Annotated in this window: 14 protein-coding genes; 6 read left to right on the top strand and 8 right to left on the bottom strand. The window is 67.7% G+C overall.

All coding sequences use genetic code 11. The features are described 5' to 3' along the window. Positions 1-3: 3 nt before the first annotated feature. Both OF380_RS15255 and OF380_RS15260 read left to right on the top strand, forming a co-directional pair. The gene (locus tag OF380_RS15255) at positions 4-417 is read left to right on the top strand and encodes a response regulator (protein ID WP_264051343.1); all 414 of its coding nucleotides are present in this window, start codon (positions 4-6) and stop codon (positions 415-417) included. Next, positions 414-1,463 (top strand): sensor histidine kinase, encoded by a 1,050-nt coding sequence (locus tag OF380_RS15260; protein ID WP_264045362.1) that lies wholly within the window; start codon positions 414-416, stop codon positions 1,461-1,463. Before OF380_RS15255 ends, OF380_RS15260 begins: the two co-directional genes overlap by 4 nt. 6 nt (positions 1,464-1,469) lie before the next feature. Here OF380_RS15260 and OF380_RS15265 read toward each other — a convergent pair whose 3' ends face one another. From OF380_RS15265 to OF380_RS15290, 6 genes are all read right to left on the bottom strand, one after another. Further along, positions 1,470-2,882, bottom strand: a complete 1,413-nt coding sequence (locus OF380_RS15265; RefSeq protein WP_264045364.1) for an FAD-binding oxidoreductase — start codon at positions 2,880-2,882, stop codon at positions 1,470-1,472. Between the two features lie 53 nt (positions 2,883-2,935). Continuing rightward, positions 2,936-4,546 carry an ABC transporter ATP-binding protein gene (locus OF380_RS15270; protein ID WP_264045366.1) on the bottom strand — a complete coding sequence of 537 codons (1,611 nt, stop codon included), beginning with the start codon at positions 4,544-4,546 and terminating at the stop codon, positions 2,936-2,938. Between the two features lie 2 nt (positions 4,547-4,548). Continuing rightward, complete coding sequence (locus tag OF380_RS15275; RefSeq protein WP_264045367.1) at positions 4,549-5,970, bottom strand: M20 family metallopeptidase; 1,422 nt, start codon at positions 5,968-5,970, stop codon at positions 4,549-4,551. A 41-nt stretch (positions 5,971-6,011) separates the two neighbouring features. Next, the gene (locus OF380_RS15280) at positions 6,012-6,926 is read right to left on the bottom strand and encodes an ABC transporter permease (RefSeq protein ID WP_264051344.1); all 915 of its coding nucleotides are present in this window, start codon (positions 6,924-6,926) and stop codon (positions 6,012-6,014) included. 35 nt (positions 6,927-6,961) lie between these two features. Next, positions 6,962-7,876 (bottom strand): ABC transporter permease, encoded by a 915-nt coding sequence (locus OF380_RS15285; RefSeq protein WP_264045368.1) that lies wholly within the window; start codon positions 7,874-7,876, stop codon positions 6,962-6,964. A 150-nt stretch (positions 7,877-8,026) separates the two neighbouring features. After that, positions 8,027-9,553 (bottom strand): ABC transporter substrate-binding protein, encoded by a 1,527-nt coding sequence (locus OF380_RS15290; RefSeq protein ID WP_264045372.1) that lies wholly within the window; start codon positions 9,551-9,553, stop codon positions 8,027-8,029. Between the two features lie 152 nt (positions 9,554-9,705). On the opposite strand from OF380_RS15290, the gene OF380_RS15295 reads away from it, so the two are divergent. Next, positions 9,706-10,614 (top strand): LysR family transcriptional regulator, encoded by a 909-nt coding sequence (locus OF380_RS15295; protein WP_264045374.1) that lies wholly within the window; start codon positions 9,706-9,708, stop codon positions 10,612-10,614. Between the two features lie 3 nt (positions 10,615-10,617). On the opposite strand, the gene OF380_RS15300 is transcribed toward OF380_RS15295, so the two are convergent. After that, on the bottom strand, positions 10,618-11,628 hold the full coding sequence (locus OF380_RS15300; protein ID WP_264045376.1) for a 1-aminocyclopropane-1-carboxylate deaminase: 1,011 nt from the start codon (positions 11,626-11,628) through the stop codon (positions 10,618-10,620). Positions 11,629-11,784: 156 nt separating this feature from the next. Between OF380_RS15300 and OF380_RS15305 the strand changes: the two genes are divergently transcribed. Together OF380_RS15305 and OF380_RS15310 are read left to right on the top strand one after the other, a co-directional pair. Further along, positions 11,785-12,249, top strand: coding sequence for an Lrp/AsnC family transcriptional regulator (locus tag OF380_RS15305; protein ID WP_264045378.1), 465 nt, complete (start codon positions 11,785-11,787; stop codon positions 12,247-12,249). 32 nt (positions 12,250-12,281) lie between these two features. Further along, on the top strand, positions 12,282-13,547 hold the full coding sequence (locus OF380_RS15310) for a D-serine ammonia-lyase (RefSeq protein ID WP_264045380.1): 1,266 nt from the start codon (positions 12,282-12,284) through the stop codon (positions 13,545-13,547). On the opposite strand, the gene OF380_RS15315 is transcribed toward OF380_RS15310, so the two are convergent. Then, on the bottom strand, positions 13,544-14,545 hold the full coding sequence (locus OF380_RS15315) for a helix-turn-helix domain-containing protein (protein ID WP_264045382.1): 1,002 nt from the start codon (positions 14,543-14,545) through the stop codon (positions 13,544-13,546). The two genes, OF380_RS15310 and OF380_RS15315, sit on opposite strands and share 4 nt — an antisense overlap. A 640-nt stretch (positions 14,546-15,185) precedes the next feature. On the opposite strand from OF380_RS15315, the gene OF380_RS15320 reads away from it, so the two are divergent. After that, positions 15,186-16,622: a flagellin N-terminal helical domain-containing protein gene (locus OF380_RS15320; protein ID WP_264051345.1), complete on the top strand. Its 1,437-nt coding sequence runs from the start codon at positions 15,186-15,188 to the stop codon at positions 16,620-16,622. The last annotated feature ends 35 nt before the right edge of the window (positions 16,623-16,657 follow it).

Genomic DNA, 16,657 nt, shown 5'->3' on the forward strand with positions numbered 1-16,657 from the left:
GTCATGATCGAGGACGATGAGGGACATGCCCGGCTGATCGAACGCAACATCCGCCGCGCCGGCGTGAACAACGCGATCCGACCGTTCCGGGACGGAACGACGGCCCTCGAATACCTGCTCGGTGCGGACGGGACCGGCGAGGTGAGCGCGAAGCGCCACCTCCTGATCCTGCTCGACTTGAACCTGCCCGACATGACGGGCATCGACATCCTGGAGAAGGTGAAGGCGAACCCGCACACGCGTCGCTCCCCCGTGGTGGTGCTCACCACCACCGACGACCAGCGCGAGATCCAGCGCTGCTACGACCTCGGCGCCAACGTCTACATCACCAAGCCCGTGAATTACGAAGGCTTCGCCAACGCCATCCGGCAACTCGGGCTGTTCTTCTCCGTGATGCAGGTGCCCGAGAATCCATGACCGAGCCTGTCCCCCAGGATCGCGGTCGCGTCCTCTACGTCGACGACGACCCCGGCCTCGGGCGGCTGGTGCAGCGCGCGCTCCAAGCGCGGGGCTACGCCGTGGAACTCGCACCCGATGGCGATGCCGGCCTCGCGCGCCTCGCGGCGGGCGGGATCGACGTGGTCGCCCTCGATCATCACATGCCCGGCCAGACCGGCCTCGACCTCCTTCCGGCGATCCGCGCGCTCCCGGACGCACCCCCGGTGGTCTACGTCACCGGCTCGGAGGACAGCCGGGTCGCCGTCGCCGCGCTGAAGGCGGGTGCCGTCGACTATGTCTGGAAGGACCTCCAGGGCCAGTTCCGCGAACTCCTCGGCGGGGCCATCGATACCGCCCTGCGCCAGGAAGCGCTGCGCCGCGACAAGGAGCGGGCGGAGCGCGAGGTGCGCGAGGCGCGGGACCGTGCCGAGATCATGCTTCGCGAGGTCAACCACCGGGTCGCCAATTCCCTGGCCCTCGTGGCAGCCCTGACACATATGCAGGCCAACGCGGTGACCGACCCCGCCGCCAAAGCCGCCCTTCAGGAGATGCAGGCGCGCATCTCGGCCATCGCCGGCATTCATCGGCGCCTCTACACCTCCGACGACGTCGAGGCGGTGGACCTCGATGCCTACCTCGCGAGCCTCGTGGAGGAGCTCCAGGCCGCGATGAAGGCCGCGGGCCGCGACCACGCCATCCGGCTGAGGGCCGAGCCCGTGCGGCTGGCCACCGACAAGGCGGTGTCGGTGGGCGTGGTCGTCACCGAGCTCGTGACCAATGCCTACAAGTACGCCTATCCGGCCGAGATTCCCGGTGAGATCCGGGTGTCCCTGGCCCGCGCGGGGGCGGAGGGCATCACCCTCACCGTAGAGGATGACGGCGTCGGCTGGACCGGGGAGGGGCAGCCGCGCGGCACCGGTCTGGGCTCCCGCATCATCCGGGCGATGGCCACGAACCTGCGCTCGGCCCTGGTCTATGGCGTCGATCGCGTCGGGACCCGTGCGACGCTGTCCTTCCAGGACTGATCCGCCTCAGAGCATCGCCCCCGCGTTCATGATCCCGTCCGGATCGAGGCTGCGCTTCACCGTCTCCATCAGTGCGAGACGGGCCGGATCGGCGTAGCGCACCAGCAGGTCGCGCTTGAAGCGCCCGATGCCGTACTCGGCGCTGAAGCTGCCGCCGAGTTCGATCGCGGCGGCGTAGAGGCGATGAGCGAAGTCCGCCTCGATCGCGCGCGTGAAGTCCAGCCGGTCCCGACCCTGCGGGACCACGAGGTTGTAGTGCAGGTTGCCGTCGCCGACATGGCCGTAGACCGAGAGACGCACCTCCGGCAGGTGTTCCGCGAGGAGCGCCGCGCCGCGCTCGAGGAACGCGGTGATGTTCGAGATCGGCACGGCGATGTCGTGCTTCACGGAGCCGCCCGCATGCTTCTCGCCCTCGGGAATTGTCTCGCGGACCGCCCACATCGCCCGGCGCTGCGCCTCCGACTGGGCCAGCACCGCGTCGGTGACCCAGCTCCGCTCCATCAGGTCTTCGAGGCAGCCCATCAGCACCGCGTCGAGGTCAATCCGCGATGAGGACGCCGTGAGCTCGAGGAGGACGGCGCCGCCCGGACCCGCCTTCAGCCCTGTCCCGGCGCCCTGCATCGCCGCGACGAGGTCGAGGGAGGAGGCGGAGATCAGCTCGAAGGTCGAGACGAGGTCGGACGTCTCCCGCCGCACCGTGGCCGCCATCTCGGGGATCGGCGCGCCCGCCGCGAGTTCGATCCAGGCCGTCGCGCGCTGGGCTTGCGCCGGCCAGAGCTTCAGCACGACGCCCGTGATGATGCCGAGGGTCCCTTCGGCGCCGATGTAGAGCTGCTTGAGGTCGTAGCCGATGTTGTTCTTGCGCAAGGTCCGCATGTCGGAGAACAGCGCGCCGTCGGGCAGCACCACCTCCAGACCGAGGACGAGGTCGCGGGCCATGCCGTAGCGCAGGACCTGAAGCCCGCCCGCATTGGTGCCGAGATTGCCGCCGAGCCGGCAGCTTCCCTCCGCCCCCAGGCTCAGCGGCAGGAACAAGCCTTCGGCCTCGGCCGCCCGTTGCGCGTCCGCCAGGATGATCCCGGCATCGCACGCAAGCGTGAAGTTCAGGGGGTCCACCGCGCGGATGCGGGTCATTCGCTCCAGGCTGACGATGAGCTGGCGCCGACCGGGTTCCGGGGTCGCACCGCCGACGTAACTCGTATTGCCGCCCTGCGGCACGAGGCCGAACCCACCGGCTCGGGCCAGGCGCACGAGCCCCTGAACCTCCTCCACGCTGCGCGGGCGGAGCACCGCCGGGGTTGACCCCTGCATGAGGTCGCGATGATCGCGCGTGTACCGGTCGGTCATCCCCGGATCGGTCAGGACGCCGCCGTCTCCGAGCAGGATATGGAAGGGGGCGAGATCGTCGTGTTGCGGCATGGGGAGCTCTCCGTCGGGGCGACCATGTCGCGTCGCCTCGCCGAAGGAAACCCTCAGGCCCGCGCCGCGAGCAGCCCCGGAACGGCGCCGAGGAGGTCGCGGGTATAGGCATGCTCGGGCGCACGGAAGAGGTCGGCGGTCGGGCGCATCTCCACGATGGCGCCGCGATGCATCACGGCGATGCGGTCGCAGATCTTGGCGGCGACCCGCAGGTCGTGGGTGATGAACAGCATCGCCAGGTTCAGGCGCTGCTTCAGATCCTCCAGCAGGTCGAGCACCTGAGCCTGGACCGAGACGTCGAGGGCCGAGACCGCCTCGTCGGCCACCAGCACGTCGGGCTCCATGGCCAACGCGCGGGCGATACCGATGCGCTGGCGTTGACCGCCCGAGAACGCGTTCGGGTAGCGCTCGGCCGCGCTCGGTGAGAGGCCGACGAGGTCGAGGAGTTCGCGGGCCCGCGCCCGGGCCTGATGGCGCGGTGTGCCGTGGGCGATCGGCCCGGCGGTGAGAATCTGCTCGACGGTGCGGCGCGGGTTGAGGGAGGCGAAGGGGTCCTGGAAGATCATCTGGATCCGACGGCGCTCGTCGCGCAGGGCGCGAGGGCCGAGCGCCGTGTAGTCGAGCGCACCGAGGCGCACCGTGCCCCTGTCGGGCTCGATCAGACGGATCGCGAGGCGCGCGGTGGTGGACTTGCCGGACCCCGATTCCCCCACGAGCCCCAGGGTCTCGCCGCGCCGGACGTCGAAGGCGACCTCCTTCACGGCCTCGACCACGCGCGGCTTTCCGAACAGCCCGCCCCGGGTGGTGTAGGTCTTGACGAGACCGATCACCGAAAGGGCCAGGGGCTCGGCCGCCCGGGAGGTTCGGTCTGGCGGCACGAGGCTCGGGACCGCCGCCAGCAGCGCCTTTGTGTAGGGATGCTGCGGGTTTCGGAGCACGTCGGCGGCGCTGCCCTGCTCCACCAGCTTGCCCCGCTGGAGCACGGCCACGTGATCGGCGATGTCCGCCACCACGCCGAAATCGTGCGTGATGAACAGGACGCTCATGCCCCGGCGCTGCTGCAGGTCGCGGATCAGTTTCAGGATCTGCGCCTGGGTGGTGACGTCGAGTGCCGTGGTCGGCTCGTCGGCCACTAGGATCGAGGGTTCCAGCGCCAGCGCCATCGCGATCATCGCGCGCTGGCGCTGGCCGCCGGAGAGCTGGTGCGGGTAGGACCGCACGATCTGGGCAGGGTCTGGCAGGCCGACCTCGGTGGCCAGTGCGACGGCGCGGGCTCGGCGCTCGGCGGGCGTGAGGAGGCCGTGCGCCTCGAACATCTCGGCGATCTGGTCGCCGATCCGCATGACGGGGTTCAGGGCCGTCATGGGCTCCTGAAACACCATGGCGATCCGGCGGCCTCGCAGGGCGCGCCAGCGGCGCTCGTCGAGGGTGAGGAGATCCTGCTCCTCGAACAGGATCTGACCGCCGGTGGGCTTGAGGGCGGCGGGCAGCAGGCCGGTGAGCGCGTAGGCGCTCATCGACTTGCCGGAGCCCGATTCACCGACGACGCAGAGGATCTTGCCCGGCATCAGGTCGAGGGACAGATCCTCGACCGCGTGCGGGCGGTCGGCGCCCCGGGGCAGGGCCAGGGTCAGGTTCCGGATCCGGACGACGGGCTCGCTCATGCTCAGGTTTCCTTCGACGCCGTGCGCCGGGCAACGACGGCCGGGCCGGTTTCGGCGAGATCCCAGTACAGGCCCGCCATCAGCATCAGGGCCTCGCGCGAAGGTGGGCCGAGGAGGTGCTCGTCGGGGCCGTGCTGGAGGCAGGCCGGGTAGGAATGGGGGACCCAAAGGGTCGGCAGCCCGAGGATCTCCGAGAACGCATCGTTGGGTAGCGAGCCGCCGAGGTTCGGCAGCAGGGCCGGGCGCTTGCCCGTACTCTCGGCGATCGAGGCGAGTGCCCAATCCACCCACGGATCCTCCACCGGCAGGCGGGTGGCGCGAAACACCTCCGTGCGGGCGGCGCGGACTTCGACCATGGGGAAGCCCCGCGCATCGAGATGGGCGCGCACAGCCGGCAGGAGGCCCTCCCAGTCCGTGCCGACCACGAAGCGCAGTTGCAGGGTCGCCTTGGCGGTGGGGGGGACGGCGTTCAGAGGACCCTCCGGGTCGCCGGTCTTGAAGGCCAGGACTTCGAGGGTGTTCCAGGCGAAGACCCGCTCGGCGGCGGTGAGGCCCGGCTCGCCCCAATCCGTGTCGATTGCCGGCGCGGTCGGGTCGGAGCCCACCGTGATGTCGGCGAGCGCCGCGCGGACATTGTCCGGGATCGGCGGCGGGCGCAGGGCATCGACCAGGATGGTGCCGCGTCCGTCCACCAGGGTGGCGATGGCGTTGGCGAGCACGGTACCGGGGTTTCGCAGCAGGCCGCCCCAGTTCCCGGAATGGTGGCTGCCCTCGCGCAGGTCCAGCAGCATCTCGAAGGTGTAGCCGCCCCGCGAACCCAGGAAGACGGTCGGTCGCTCGGCGCTGACGCGGGGCCCGTCCGAGGCGATGAGCACATCGGCCCGCAGGGCCTCGGCCTCGGCCCGGCAGACCTCGCGCAGGCCGGGCGAGCCGGATTCTTCGCCCATCTCGATAAGGAGCTTGGTGTTGAAGGCGAGGCGCCCGCCGCGCGCCTCCATCACCGCCGCCAGCGCCCCGAGGTTGAGAATGTGCTGGCCCTTGTTGTCGGCGGTGCCGCGTCCGTACCAGCGGTCGCCCTCCACGGTGATCGCCCAGGGGTCGAGGCCTTGCCGCCACTGCTCGGGATAGCCGCGCACGGTGTCGCCGTGGCCGTAGATCAGCACGGTGGGGAGTTCGGAGGATTCCAGACGCTCGGCGATGAGAAACGGGCCGTGTACGCCGTCCGGATTGTCGACGATGCGGCTCTTGAAGCCGAGCGGCTCGATCAGCGGCACCAGGAAGTCGGTGAGATAGGCTCGGAGCTTCGGCAATTGCCCGTCGGTCTGGCTCTCGGTGGGACGGCCGACGGCATCCTGCAGCGTGCCGAGGAAATCGCCCTCGTCGTAGTGGCGCGCGGCGCGCGCGATCGCATCGTGTCGGGACATGGAACCACTCGTGATCGGGGGAGGGTGATGAAGCGGGCGATTCAGCGCCGTCCTTCGGGGGCGGTGACGTCGCGGATGCCGTCGCCCAGCAGGTTGATCGCCAGCACCAGGACCAGGAGGGCGACGCCCGGGATGGTGATGACCCAGGGCTGGAAGAACATGTACGGCTTGCCCTCGGCGATCATCAGCCCCCAGGAGGGCAGGGGCGGCTGCACGCCGAGGCCGAGGAAGGAGAGGGCGGCCTCCAGCAGGATGGCGTGCGCCATCTCCAGGGTCGCCACGACGATCAGCGCGTTGAAGATGTTGGGCAGCACCTCCTGGAAGAGGATGCGCGCCGGGGAGAAACCGGTGGCGCGCGCCGCCGCGATGAAGTCCTGGTCTCGGATCTGCCGGGTCGCGGCGCGTGTGACGACGGCGAAGCGGTCCCAGAGGAGGAAGCCGAGCACCAGAACCACCACCTTGAGCGAGCCGCCCACCAGGGAGGCCATGGCGAGGGCGACCAGCACCACGGGCATCGCGAGGCGGGTGGTCACCACGTAGCTCACCACCGCGTCGACCCGGCCCCCGAAATACCCGGCGCAGATCCCCAGTGTCGTGCCGATCACCCCCGAGATGGTGGCGGCCGCGATCCCGATGAGGAGCGAGATCTGGCTGCCGTAGATCAGGCGGCTGAGATAATCGCGCCCGAGCTTGTCGGTGCCGAGCACGTGGTCCCAGGTTCCCTTGGTCTGCCAGATCGGCGGGATCAGGCGGCGCGACACGTCCTGCGCATAAGGGTCGTGCGGGGCGATCAGGGGCGCAGCCAGGGTGGCGAGCAGGATCACCCCGAGGATACAGGCCCCGATCATGAAGCCGCCGTGGTGGAGCCCGCGCCGCAGGGCGAGGGCGGTCGGGGAGCGCGCGGCGGCGAGCGGAGCCTGCGGTTCGGCCGGAAGGGCCAGGGGCGCGTCGGGCATGCCGGCGCTGAGGGGCGAGGCGGATGGCCGGAAGGTCATGAGCGCAGCCGGGGATCGAGGAGGGCGTTGAGGAGGTCGGCGGCCAGCGTCAGGGCGATGTAGATCATCGCCAGCACCAGAACGATCGCCTGGACCACGGGAAAGTCGTTGCGGGCGATGGATTCCCAGGCCAGCTGCCCGAGCCCCTGGAGCGAGAACACCGCCTCGATCACGATCGAACCGCCGAGCATGAAGCCGAACTGCACGGCGGCGAGCGCGATCACCGGAATGACGGCGTTGCGCAGGGCGTGCCGGATCAGCACCTTGCGCGGCGGCAGGCCCTTGGCGCGGGCCGTGCGGACATAGTCCGAGGCCAGCACCTCCAGCATCCCGTTGCGGGTCAGCCGCATCACTGCCGGCATGGCGTAGTAGCCGAGCGCGATTGCCGGCAGCACGAAGTGCTTCCAGGTCGCGTTGCCGGACACCGGCAGCCAGCGCAGGTTCACCGAGAAGATCATGATCAGCGTCAATCCGAACCAGAAGCTCGGCATGGCCTGACCCAGGACCGACACCGAGAGTGCGGCCCGGTCGATCCAGGTGTCGCGCTTGACCGCCGCCAGCACCCCGAGCGGGATCGCCACGAACAGCGCGACAGCGAGCGCCACGACGCCGAGGAACAGGGTGATCGGCATGCGTGCGGCCAGGAGGTCGATCACGCTCTCGCGGAAATAGAACGAATTGCCGAAATCGAGCTGGATCGCGCGGATCGCCCAGGCGCCGAACTGCGCCAGCAGCGGCTTGTCGAGGCCGTACTGGACCCGGATCGCCTCCACCTGGACCGAGGTCGCCTCCGGTCCCGCGATCGCGGCGGCGAGATCGCCGGAGAGGTGCAGCAGCATGAAGCTCGCCACCGACACCGTGACGGCCACCGCGGCCGCCACCAGGCTTCGTTGCAGCATGAACCTGAGCATGGTCCGGGTTCCTTCGTCTGATTGCGGCGCCGGCTCGTACGAATCGCGGCAGACCGCCTCGGCCGTACGGGTCGCGTCGCGCCCCCTCTCCTTCCAGGAGACGGGCCCCGCGCTTTGCCTCCGGTCACCGACCGAACACCACGAAGAGAGCTATTTCCACGACGCCGCGTAGAAGCGCGGCACCTCGTCGGGCTGTGCCGTGAAGGCGAGATCCTGGGTGAAGGCGTAGTTGGTCGAGTAGGAGAACAGCGGCAGGGCGTAGGCCTGGCCCGCGATGCGCTTCAGCGCCTCCGCGTACTTGGCCTTGCGTTGCGCCGGATCGGTTCCGCCGTCGCCGGCCTGGAGCGCCGCGATGGTCTCGGGATCCTTGGTCAGATCCTCGTCACCGCCCCGGAAATACACGCCCGTGAAGGCGGAGACGTCGAGGACCGAGAACGAACCCCAGGTCTGGAACGCGATCGAGACCTTGCCGCCGCGGATCATATCGCGCAGGGCGGCGTAGCGGAGATAGTTCAAGCGGACCTTGATGCCGACCGCGCGGAGATACCCGATGACGGCCTCGGCGTAGTCGCGCTCCCGGTAGGCGCCGAGGTCGATCTCGAACCCGTCCGGGTAGCCCGCCTCCTTGAGGAGCGCCTTGGCCTTCGCGGGATCGTAGGGGTAGCGCGGGACACCCTCATCGGTGCAGCCGAACTGATCGATGAAGCAAGCGGCGTTCATCACGCGGCTTCCGCCGCGCACGAGGTTGTCGACCATGGCCTTGCGGTCGATGGCGTAGGAGATCGCCTGCCGCACGCGCACGTCCTTCAGGGGCGAGTTCGCCGCGGCGCGGCCCAGCGTGTCGAATTGCAGGAAGCCGACGCGCATGGTCTCGGCGCTCAGCACGGTGACGTTCGGCGCACCCTTGAGCTGGTCGGCCTGGTCGCTCGGTACGCGCCAGATCCAGTCGATGCCGCCGGTGACGAGTTCGGCCATGCGGCTGTCGGCATCGGGAATGACGCGGAATTCGAGCTTGCCGATCCTGGGCGTGCCGATCGGGCTGCCGGTCCAATACTTGGCGAAGCGCTCCATCTTCACCCCGCGTCCGTTCTCCACCGCCGTGATGCGGTAGGGGCCGGTGCCCACCGGTGCCTTGGCGAAGCCGTCCAGGCCGACTTTCTTGAAGTAGGCGCCCGGAAAGATCGGGGTCGGACCGGCGAGGTACTCGAGCGCTGCCGGAAACGGCGCCTTCAGGTGGATACGAACCGTATGGGCATCCACCACCTCGGTCGACTTCATCCAGTCGACGTTCTGCTTCGTCACCGTGCGGGCTTCCGGCGTCAGCACGTAGTTGAAGGTGAAGGCCACGTCCTCTGGGCCGAAGGTGTCTCCGTTGTGGAAAGTAACGCCCTCGCGCAGCTTCAGTTCGAGGGTGGCCGGATCGATCCACGTCCAGGCCGTTGCCAGCATCGGCTGGTAGGTGCCAGTCTTCGGATCGCGGTAGAGCAAGGTATCCCAGACGTTACGGGCCAGGACGACGCCCTCGCGGGCGCTGTTGTGGTAGGGGCTGACGTTCTCCGGCTCGGTATCGGAGGCGTAGACCAGCGTGTCGTTGGCCTTACCCGCCAAGGCCGGCGTGCTCGCCGCCAGCATGAGCAGGGTGAGCGCGGCACCCGTCATCGAGGAATGTCTCGCCATCGTCCCAATCCCTCTCGCAACGGGCGCCCCGATCTAGGGTCGAACGCCGATCTGCCACTTTTTTCGCCCTGCCATGGTGTTGTGCATCTCTCATCGCAACAAGTAGAATTTCGCGATGGTGGGCATGCCGTTTCGGCAACGGAGAAGTCGAGATGCAGATGTCGGGGCTGCGCTACTTCCTGGCGGTCGCGCGCACAGGGTCGATTGCCTCGGCTTCTACACAACTGAACGTTGCGGCATCTGCCATCAGCCGTCAGATCGCCAACCTCGAGGCCGAACTCGACTGCGTGCTGTTCGAGCGCCGGCCCCGGGGAATGGTCCCGAGCCCCGCCGGGGAGTTGCTCGCGACGCACGCCCATCAGACCCTGATCCGGGCCGAACAGGTCGCTGCCGAGATCCAGGGATTGCAGGGTCTGGCCCGTGGCCTCATCCGGATCGCCACGTCGGAGGGCTTTGCCCTCGACCTGCTGCCCAACGCCATCGCGGAGTTCCACGGCGATTACCCGGGCATCCGGTTCGAGGTGCAGATGCTGCCGCCCGCGCAGGTCACGCACGTGGTGGCGGCCGGGGACGCCGATATCGGCGTCACCTTCGCGCTCGCCCCGTCGAGCCTCGTCACGGTCGCCTACGACAACGCCGTCGAGATGGTGGCACTGAGCGCACCCGATCATCCCCTCGCGCGTCGGCCCTCGATCCAGCTTTCGGACCTGACGGCCTTTCCGATCGCGGTGCCGACCCTCGATACCACCGCCCGCCGGGTATTCGATGCGGCCTGTCAGGCCGAGGGGATCATCATCGAGCCGACGCTGACGGCCAACATCCTCTCCGCCCTCCTGCCCTTCGTGCGCCGCACGCGGGGCATCGCGCTGATGTCGGCCCTGTCCGTGCAGACGCCGGTGCGGCTCGGCGAACTCGTCTGCATCCCGGTGCGGTCACGCGCCAGCCTGATCCGTGGCATCCAGGTTCAGGTGATGCGGGACCGCAAGCTGCCGCATGCGGTCCAGGCCTTCCTGCGTCAGCTCATCACCGCGCTGCCGTCGGTGCGATCCGACGGCCTGTGACGCTCAACCGTTGCGGAAGGTGTAGCTGTAGCCGTTGAGCGCCGGCGCGCCGCCGAGATGGGCGTAGAGCACCCGCGAGCCCTTGGGGAAGAAGCCCTTCTGCACAAGATCGATCATGCCCTGCATCGATTTCCCCTCGTAGACCGGGTCGGTGATCATGCCCTCGAGCCGAGCCGAAAGGCGGATCGCCTCCACGGTCTCCTTGGAGGGCACGCCGTAGACCGGATAGGCGTAATCCTCGTTGAGCACGATATCCTCGGCAGTGATCGCCCGTGCGCCGATGAGTTCGGCGGTGTTCTTCGCGATCTCCAGCACCTGCGCCTTGGTTTGGGCCGGAGTGCAGGAGGCGTCGATACCGATGACGTTGCGGGCGCGGCCATCGGCGGCGAAACCCACCACCATGCCCGCATGCGTGGAGCCCGTGACGGTGCAGACGACGATGTAGTCGAAGTGCAGACCCATCTCGGCTTCCTGGGCGCGGACCTCCTCGGCGAAGCCGACGAAGCCGAGGCCGCCGAACTTGTGCACGGAGGCTCCAGCGGGAATCGGGTAGGGCTTGCCGCCCTTGGCCTTCACGTCTTCGAGGGCCTTGGTCCAGCTCTCGCGGATGCCGATGTCGAAGCCGTCATCCACGAGCTGCGTCTCTGCACCCATGATGCGCGACAGCATGATGTTGCCGACGCGGTCGTAGACGGCATCCTCGTGCGGCACCCAGGCCTCCTGGATCAGCCGGCACTTCATGCCGATCTTGGCGGCCACCGCCGCCACCATGCGGGTGTGGTTCGACTGAACGCCGCCGATGGTCACAAGGGTGTCGGCGCCGCTCGCGATGGCATCCGGCACGATGTATTCGAGCTTCCGCAGCTTGTTGCCGCCATAGGCGAGGCCGGAATTGCAATCCTCGCGCTTGGCGTAGATCAGCACGTCGCCTCCGAGATGCGCGGTGAGACGCGGCAGGTGCTCGATCGGAGTCGGGCCGAAGGTGAGGGGATAACGCTCGAATTTCGACAGCATGGGGCAGATGTCCTTCACGTGAGACCTGCAAACGCTAGCAAAGCCTTCGCGAAAGGTGCTCTCGAATTTCGCCCGTGAATTTCTCCGGAGGATGTTAAACGGTTCTCGCGGCGGTCATTCCCTCCGCCAAAATCACGCTTCGTGGAAGGTTCGTTCATGGACGCTGCGCTCGACCGCATGGACCTGAAGATTCTCCGCCTGCTTCAGGCGGATGGCCGAATGGGCAATGCCGAGATCGCCAAGCGGGTGAACACCAGCGCTGCCACCTGCCACCGGCGCATCCAGCGCCTGTTCGAGGAGGGATACATCCGCGGCGTGCGCGCCCTGCTCGCGCCGGAGAAGGTCGGACGGGGCTCGCTCGTCATGGTTGGCGTGGTCCTCGACCGCTCCACGCCGGAGAGCTTCGCGGCCTTCGAGGCCGCGGCCCGTGCCATGCCGATGGTGCTCGACTGCCATCTGGTTGCCGGCGATTTCGACTACTTCCTCAAGATCCGCGTCTCCGATATGGCGGATTTCAACCGCCTGCACAGCGCCACGCTGATCGCCCTGCCGGGGGTCCGCCAGACCCGGACCTTCTTCGTGATGAAGGAGGTGGTCGACAACGCACCGATCGACCTGTGACCCGCGACCCCATCCGAGAAGGAACCACCCGCATGTCCGACGGCCTCAACGGGATTCCGGACGCCGTCCGAGCGGGGCAACCCACCGTTTGGCGCAACCCGCACGGCCGCCCTGCCGCCGAGATCCTGCCCGGCCTCGCCTATGGGCTCGCCGAGGTGGCGGAGGCGGAGGCGCGCTGGCGCCGCTTCGATCCCCTCCTGGCGCGGCTATTCCCCGAACTGGCGACGGGGCGCATCGACTCGCCTTTGCTGTGCTTGGGTCCGGACGTCGCCGCGCATGTGGCCGGGTTTGCCGGAGCCCGCGTGCTGGTCAAGGCGGACCACGACCTGCCGGTGACGGGCTGCATCAAGGCACGCGGCGGCGTCTACGAGGTCCTGGTCCAGGCAGAGGCCCTGGCCCGACGCGGCGGCTGGCTACGGACCGGCGACTCCTACGCCCGCCTCGCCGAGCCGGACGCGCGCGATGCGTTCGCGGCCTACACGATCGCGGTCGGCAGCACGGGCAATCTCGGCTTCAGCGTCGGCGTAATGGCACGGGCGCTGGGCTTCGCGGTCGAGGTTCACATGTCCCACGACGCCAAGGCCTGGAAGAAGCAGCGCCTGCGCGACCTCGGCGCCCGGGTCGTGGAGCATGCGGGCGATTACGGCAGCGCCGTCGCGGCGGCCCGCGCGGCCTTCGCGGACCGGCCGGACGCGCATTTCGTGGACGACGAGAGTTCGGTCGACCTCTTCCTCGGCTATGCGACGGCGGCCTTCGACCTCCGGCGCCAACTGGCGGAAGCCGAGGTTACGGTCGATGGCGCGAACCCGCTTCATGTCTACCTGCCCTGCGGGGTCGGCGGCGCGCCGGGGGGCGTCACGCTCGGCCTCAAGCTTTTGTTCGGAGATGCGGTCCGCTGCATCTTCGTGGAGCCGGTGGCGGCACCCTGCCTGCTCGTCCAACTCGCGGAGGGCCTGGAGCATCCGGTCAGCGTCTACGACATCGGCCTCGACAACCGCACGGCGGCAGACGGGCTCGCCGTATCCCAGGCCTCGATGCTGGTGGCCGGCACCGTCGGCCCGCTTGTGGAGGCAGTGGTCACGGTGGAGGATACAGCCCTGTTTACCTGGCTGCGCGATCTCTGGGAGCAGGCGGGCCTGCGCCTCGAACCCTCGGCGGCGGCGGCCTTCGCCGCGGTCGGCCCGCGGCTGACGCTCTCCCCCGAGGCGCGGGGCGGCACGCACGTGGTCTGGACCACGGGCGGCGCGCTCCTGCCGGAGGCGGAATTTCGCACCGCCCTCGGCCTGGGGATCCGCTAGGCCGACAGGCTCTTCATCCAGTCGAGCAGGATCTGCGGGGATCCGTTGCCGGCGCGGGGGATCAGGCTTTCGGCCACGGCCTCGCGGGGCAGGAAGCCGAAGCGGCGTCGGAAGGCGCGGCTGAAGGTCTTCTCGTCGGAGAAGCCCGTGGCGTAGGCCACCGTGGAGATGCGGGGCCGCCCCCCCGACGCACCGAGGAGCTTCATGGCCCGCAGCAGGCGGCGCTCGCGGATGTAGCTCGCGACACCCCCGTCCGCGTCGAAGAGCCGATAGAGCGTGGCGCGGGACAGGCCGAACTGCGCGATCAGCGCATCGACGCCCAGGGATACCTGGGCGAGTTCCTGCTCGATGTACTGGCAGACCGCGATCTTGTTGAGCTGGTCCACGGCCGGCGCCTGGTTCGCGTCGGGTTGGAAGCAGGCGGCGCAGAGGTCGGCCGCCGCACCCGAGAGATACCGCAACTGGTGCGCCTCGGCGGAGTCGGCACTGGCGGTGAGGCCGGCCAGATAGGTGTAGGAAAGCTGGCGCACCGGATGGGCGCGGAAATCGAGCGCCCGGCCATGCAGGTTTTCGATGGTGCCGATCTGGTCGGCGAGGAGCTTGCGCGGCACCATGATGTTGGTGGCGCAGACCGCGCCGGCCTCGCTGATGACGGGCTGCGAGAGGTCGAAAACCACGATCTGCGACGCCTTGATCTCCGCCTCGCCTGCGGTCCCCTGCACCCGGCTCTGACCGGCCGTGTAGAACTGAAGCAGGATATGGTCGATTCCCTGCCGGGCGATCGTTCGGGCCGACCGTTTGAGGCGCTGGGCCGGCGCGGACACGGCACCGAGCAGGACCTCCCCGAGATGGTAAGTCTTCAGCGCCATCGGCGCCGACAGGTCCGCGTCACGCGCGACCTCGGCCTCGAAGACCGGCGCCAAGTGCTCGCACCAAGATTCAGCCCTGAGATCCGGATCTTCAGGCGGATTATACTGGTCGCACTGGATTTCAGACATTTATCTTAGCTCATTACGCGAGATTTTCATTCGATTATTTTTGCTAATAATCCAATCGATATCGAACAACCGTAACCGGACTGCTGAATAATTTTCGGACGTATGAATTATAGTACATCTGTATATCTAGTAATATTCCCTCTTTTTTGGTTTTTACTGAAAGAGCAAGCGGTCCTATAAGTTTAATTTACCTATACATCATAATGTTTACTTCTATATTTGATATCCCATCAAGCATCAATACATCACCGGTGGGTTTGTGAGCTTATTGCGACCGTAAGTTGTGAATCGGGACAGGATCGATCGCCGTCACCGTCCGACCGTCCACCGCGTGCCCGGGGCCGAGCCATCTGAGGCCGGTCGACCGATGAGGCAAGCCGACACATGATCAAGAACCGGATGGATTTGAGACGTTTTGTCCCATGAATGGTATATACTGGACCTATAAATTATTGTGAGACGTCGTGAGCCTATTCTGAGATATCTAGTCCTATCTCTTTGCCTCCGGACGACGTCTTTTTAGCAATCGGATAAGTGGCCTGCCCGCTGTCTGGGGCATCGCCAACAAGGCGATGTCTCGATCAACAGAATCCGCCAGACGTCCAGCATCACCCTTACTGCTGCAACCCGCCAGAACCTGCTGTCACTCCAGGATACGGCGAACCTGCTCTCGACGACCCAGAGCCGGCTCTCCACCGGCAAGAAGGTGACCTCGGCCCTCGACAACCCAACGAACTTCTTCACCGCGCAGAGCCTGTCGGCACGCTCCAGCGACATCAGCTCACTGCTCGACGGGATCTCCAACGGCGTCCAGGCGATCCAGGCCGCGACCCAGGGCATCACCTCGATCACCAAGCTCCTGGAGACCGCGAAATCCACCGCGAGCCAGGCACTGGCCGACAAGACCGGCGGCAGCAGCGGCATCACGGGTGGCACCACCGCTCAGGCCGCCAAGGTGACCGGCAGCGCGACCCTGACCAATCTCGGCACCACCGACACCTCCGGCACGACCACCTTCGACCTCTCGTCGCCGACGAAGGACGCCTCCCTCGAAATCACGCTCAATGGCGCCAAGAGCACCATCCGGCTCGATTCGGCGGCGACGGGCGTCACGGCGTCGGGCACGGAGGCCACGGACGGTTCGTCCAAGGCCTCGATCGTCGGCACCGAGCAGACCGCGACCAAGGATTTCAGCGGTACGAAGGACGCGTCCTTCACCCTGAAGCTCGGCAGCGGCTCGCTGAAGCTGATCACCCTCAACAATTCCAACCTCGGCACCGGCACCACCACCAGCCAATCCGCGATCGCCAAGGCGATCAACGATCAGATCAGCGCCGATACGGGTCTGGCGGGCAAGGTGGAGGCGAGCTACGTCAACAACAAGCTCGTCATCGCCACGAAGGCTTCCGGCTCGGACCAGAAGCTGACCATCCAGGCGGCACAGGTCACCACGGGCGGCTCGGCGGGTGTCGATATCGGCTTCGGCGTGAGCGGCTCCAGCGCCACCTCACAGACGGGGGCGGGCACCGACGTGGGCGGCAGCAAGGGCACCAGTTCGGTGCGTTCGGCTCTGGCGCAGCAGTTCAACCAGATCCTGCAGCAGATCACCCAGCAGGCCCAGGACTCGGGCTACAACGGTGTCAACCTGCTGTTCCGCAACAGCAACAACGCCGCCGACAACACCCTGCACATCGCCTTCAACGAGAAGAACACCTCGGCTCTGGACATCCAGGGCGTGGAGTTCGACGCGGCCGGTCTCGGCCTCAGCACGGTGGACGGCGGTTTCCAGACGGACACCGACATCAACGCCGCCATCGAGACGCTGAACACCGCCACCACCCAGCTGCGCACCCAGTCCTCGACCTTCGGCGCCAACCTGTCGATCGTCCAGAACCGCCAGGACTTCTCCAAGCAGCTGATCAACATCCTCGATACCGGCTCGGCCAACCTCGTGAACGCGGACCTCAACGAGGAAGCTGCCAACTCGCAGGCCCTGTCGACCCGCAACTCGATCGCCACCTCGGCGCTCTCGCTGGCCAACCAGGCGCAGCAGGGCATCCTGCAGCTCCTCCGCTAAGCGCGCGCACCCCGCGAGGATCGGCCGTCCGCGGC

It is taken from the genome of Methylobacterium sp. FF17 (genome assembly GCF_025813715.1).
GTDB lineage: Bacteria > Pseudomonadota > Alphaproteobacteria > Rhizobiales > Beijerinckiaceae > Methylobacterium > Methylobacterium flocculans.

Excerpts from the sequence above, each read along its gene's own strand:
- OF380_RS15295 (WP_264045374.1), top strand. The coding sequence starts at position 9,706 with ATGCAGATGTCGGGGCTGCGCTACTTCCTGGCGGTCGCGCGCACAGGG.
- OF380_RS15280 (WP_264051344.1), bottom strand. The coding sequence starts at position 6,926 with ATGCCCGACGCGCCCCTGGCCCTTCCGGCCGAACCGCAGGCTCCGCTC.
- OF380_RS15275 (WP_264045367.1), bottom strand. The coding sequence starts at position 5,970 with ATGTCCCGACACGATGCGATCGCGCGCGCCGCGCGCCACTACGACGAG.
- OF380_RS15285 (WP_264045368.1), bottom strand. The coding sequence starts at position 7,876 with ATGCTCAGGTTCATGCTGCAACGAAGCCTGGTGGCGGCCGCGGTGGCC.
- OF380_RS15310 (WP_264045380.1), top strand. The coding sequence starts at position 12,282 with ATGTCCGACGGCCTCAACGGGATTCCGGACGCCGTCCGAGCGGGGCAA.
- OF380_RS15270 (WP_264045366.1), bottom strand. The coding sequence starts at position 4,546 with ATGAGCGAGCCCGTCGTCCGGATCCGGAACCTGACCCTGGCCCTGCCC.
- OF380_RS15290 (WP_264045372.1), bottom strand. The coding sequence starts at position 9,553 with ATGGCGAGACATTCCTCGATGACGGGTGCCGCGCTCACCCTGCTCATG.
- OF380_RS15265 (WP_264045364.1), bottom strand. The coding sequence starts at position 2,882 with ATGCCGCAACACGACGATCTCGCCCCCTTCCATATCCTGCTCGGAGAC.
- OF380_RS15260 (WP_264045362.1), top strand. The coding sequence starts at position 414 with ATGACCGAGCCTGTCCCCCAGGATCGCGGTCGCGTCCTCTACGTCGAC.
- OF380_RS15255 (WP_264051343.1), top strand. The coding sequence starts at position 4 with ATGATCGAGGACGATGAGGGACATGCCCGGCTGATCGAACGCAACATC.
- OF380_RS15300 (WP_264045376.1), bottom strand. The coding sequence starts at position 11,628 with ATGCTGTCGAAATTCGAGCGTTATCCCCTCACCTTCGGCCCGACTCCG.
- OF380_RS15315 (WP_264045382.1), bottom strand. The coding sequence starts at position 14,545 with ATGTCTGAAATCCAGTGCGACCAGTATAATCCGCCTGAAGATCCGGAT.
- OF380_RS15305 (WP_264045378.1), top strand. The coding sequence starts at position 11,785 with ATGGACGCTGCGCTCGACCGCATGGACCTGAAGATTCTCCGCCTGCTT.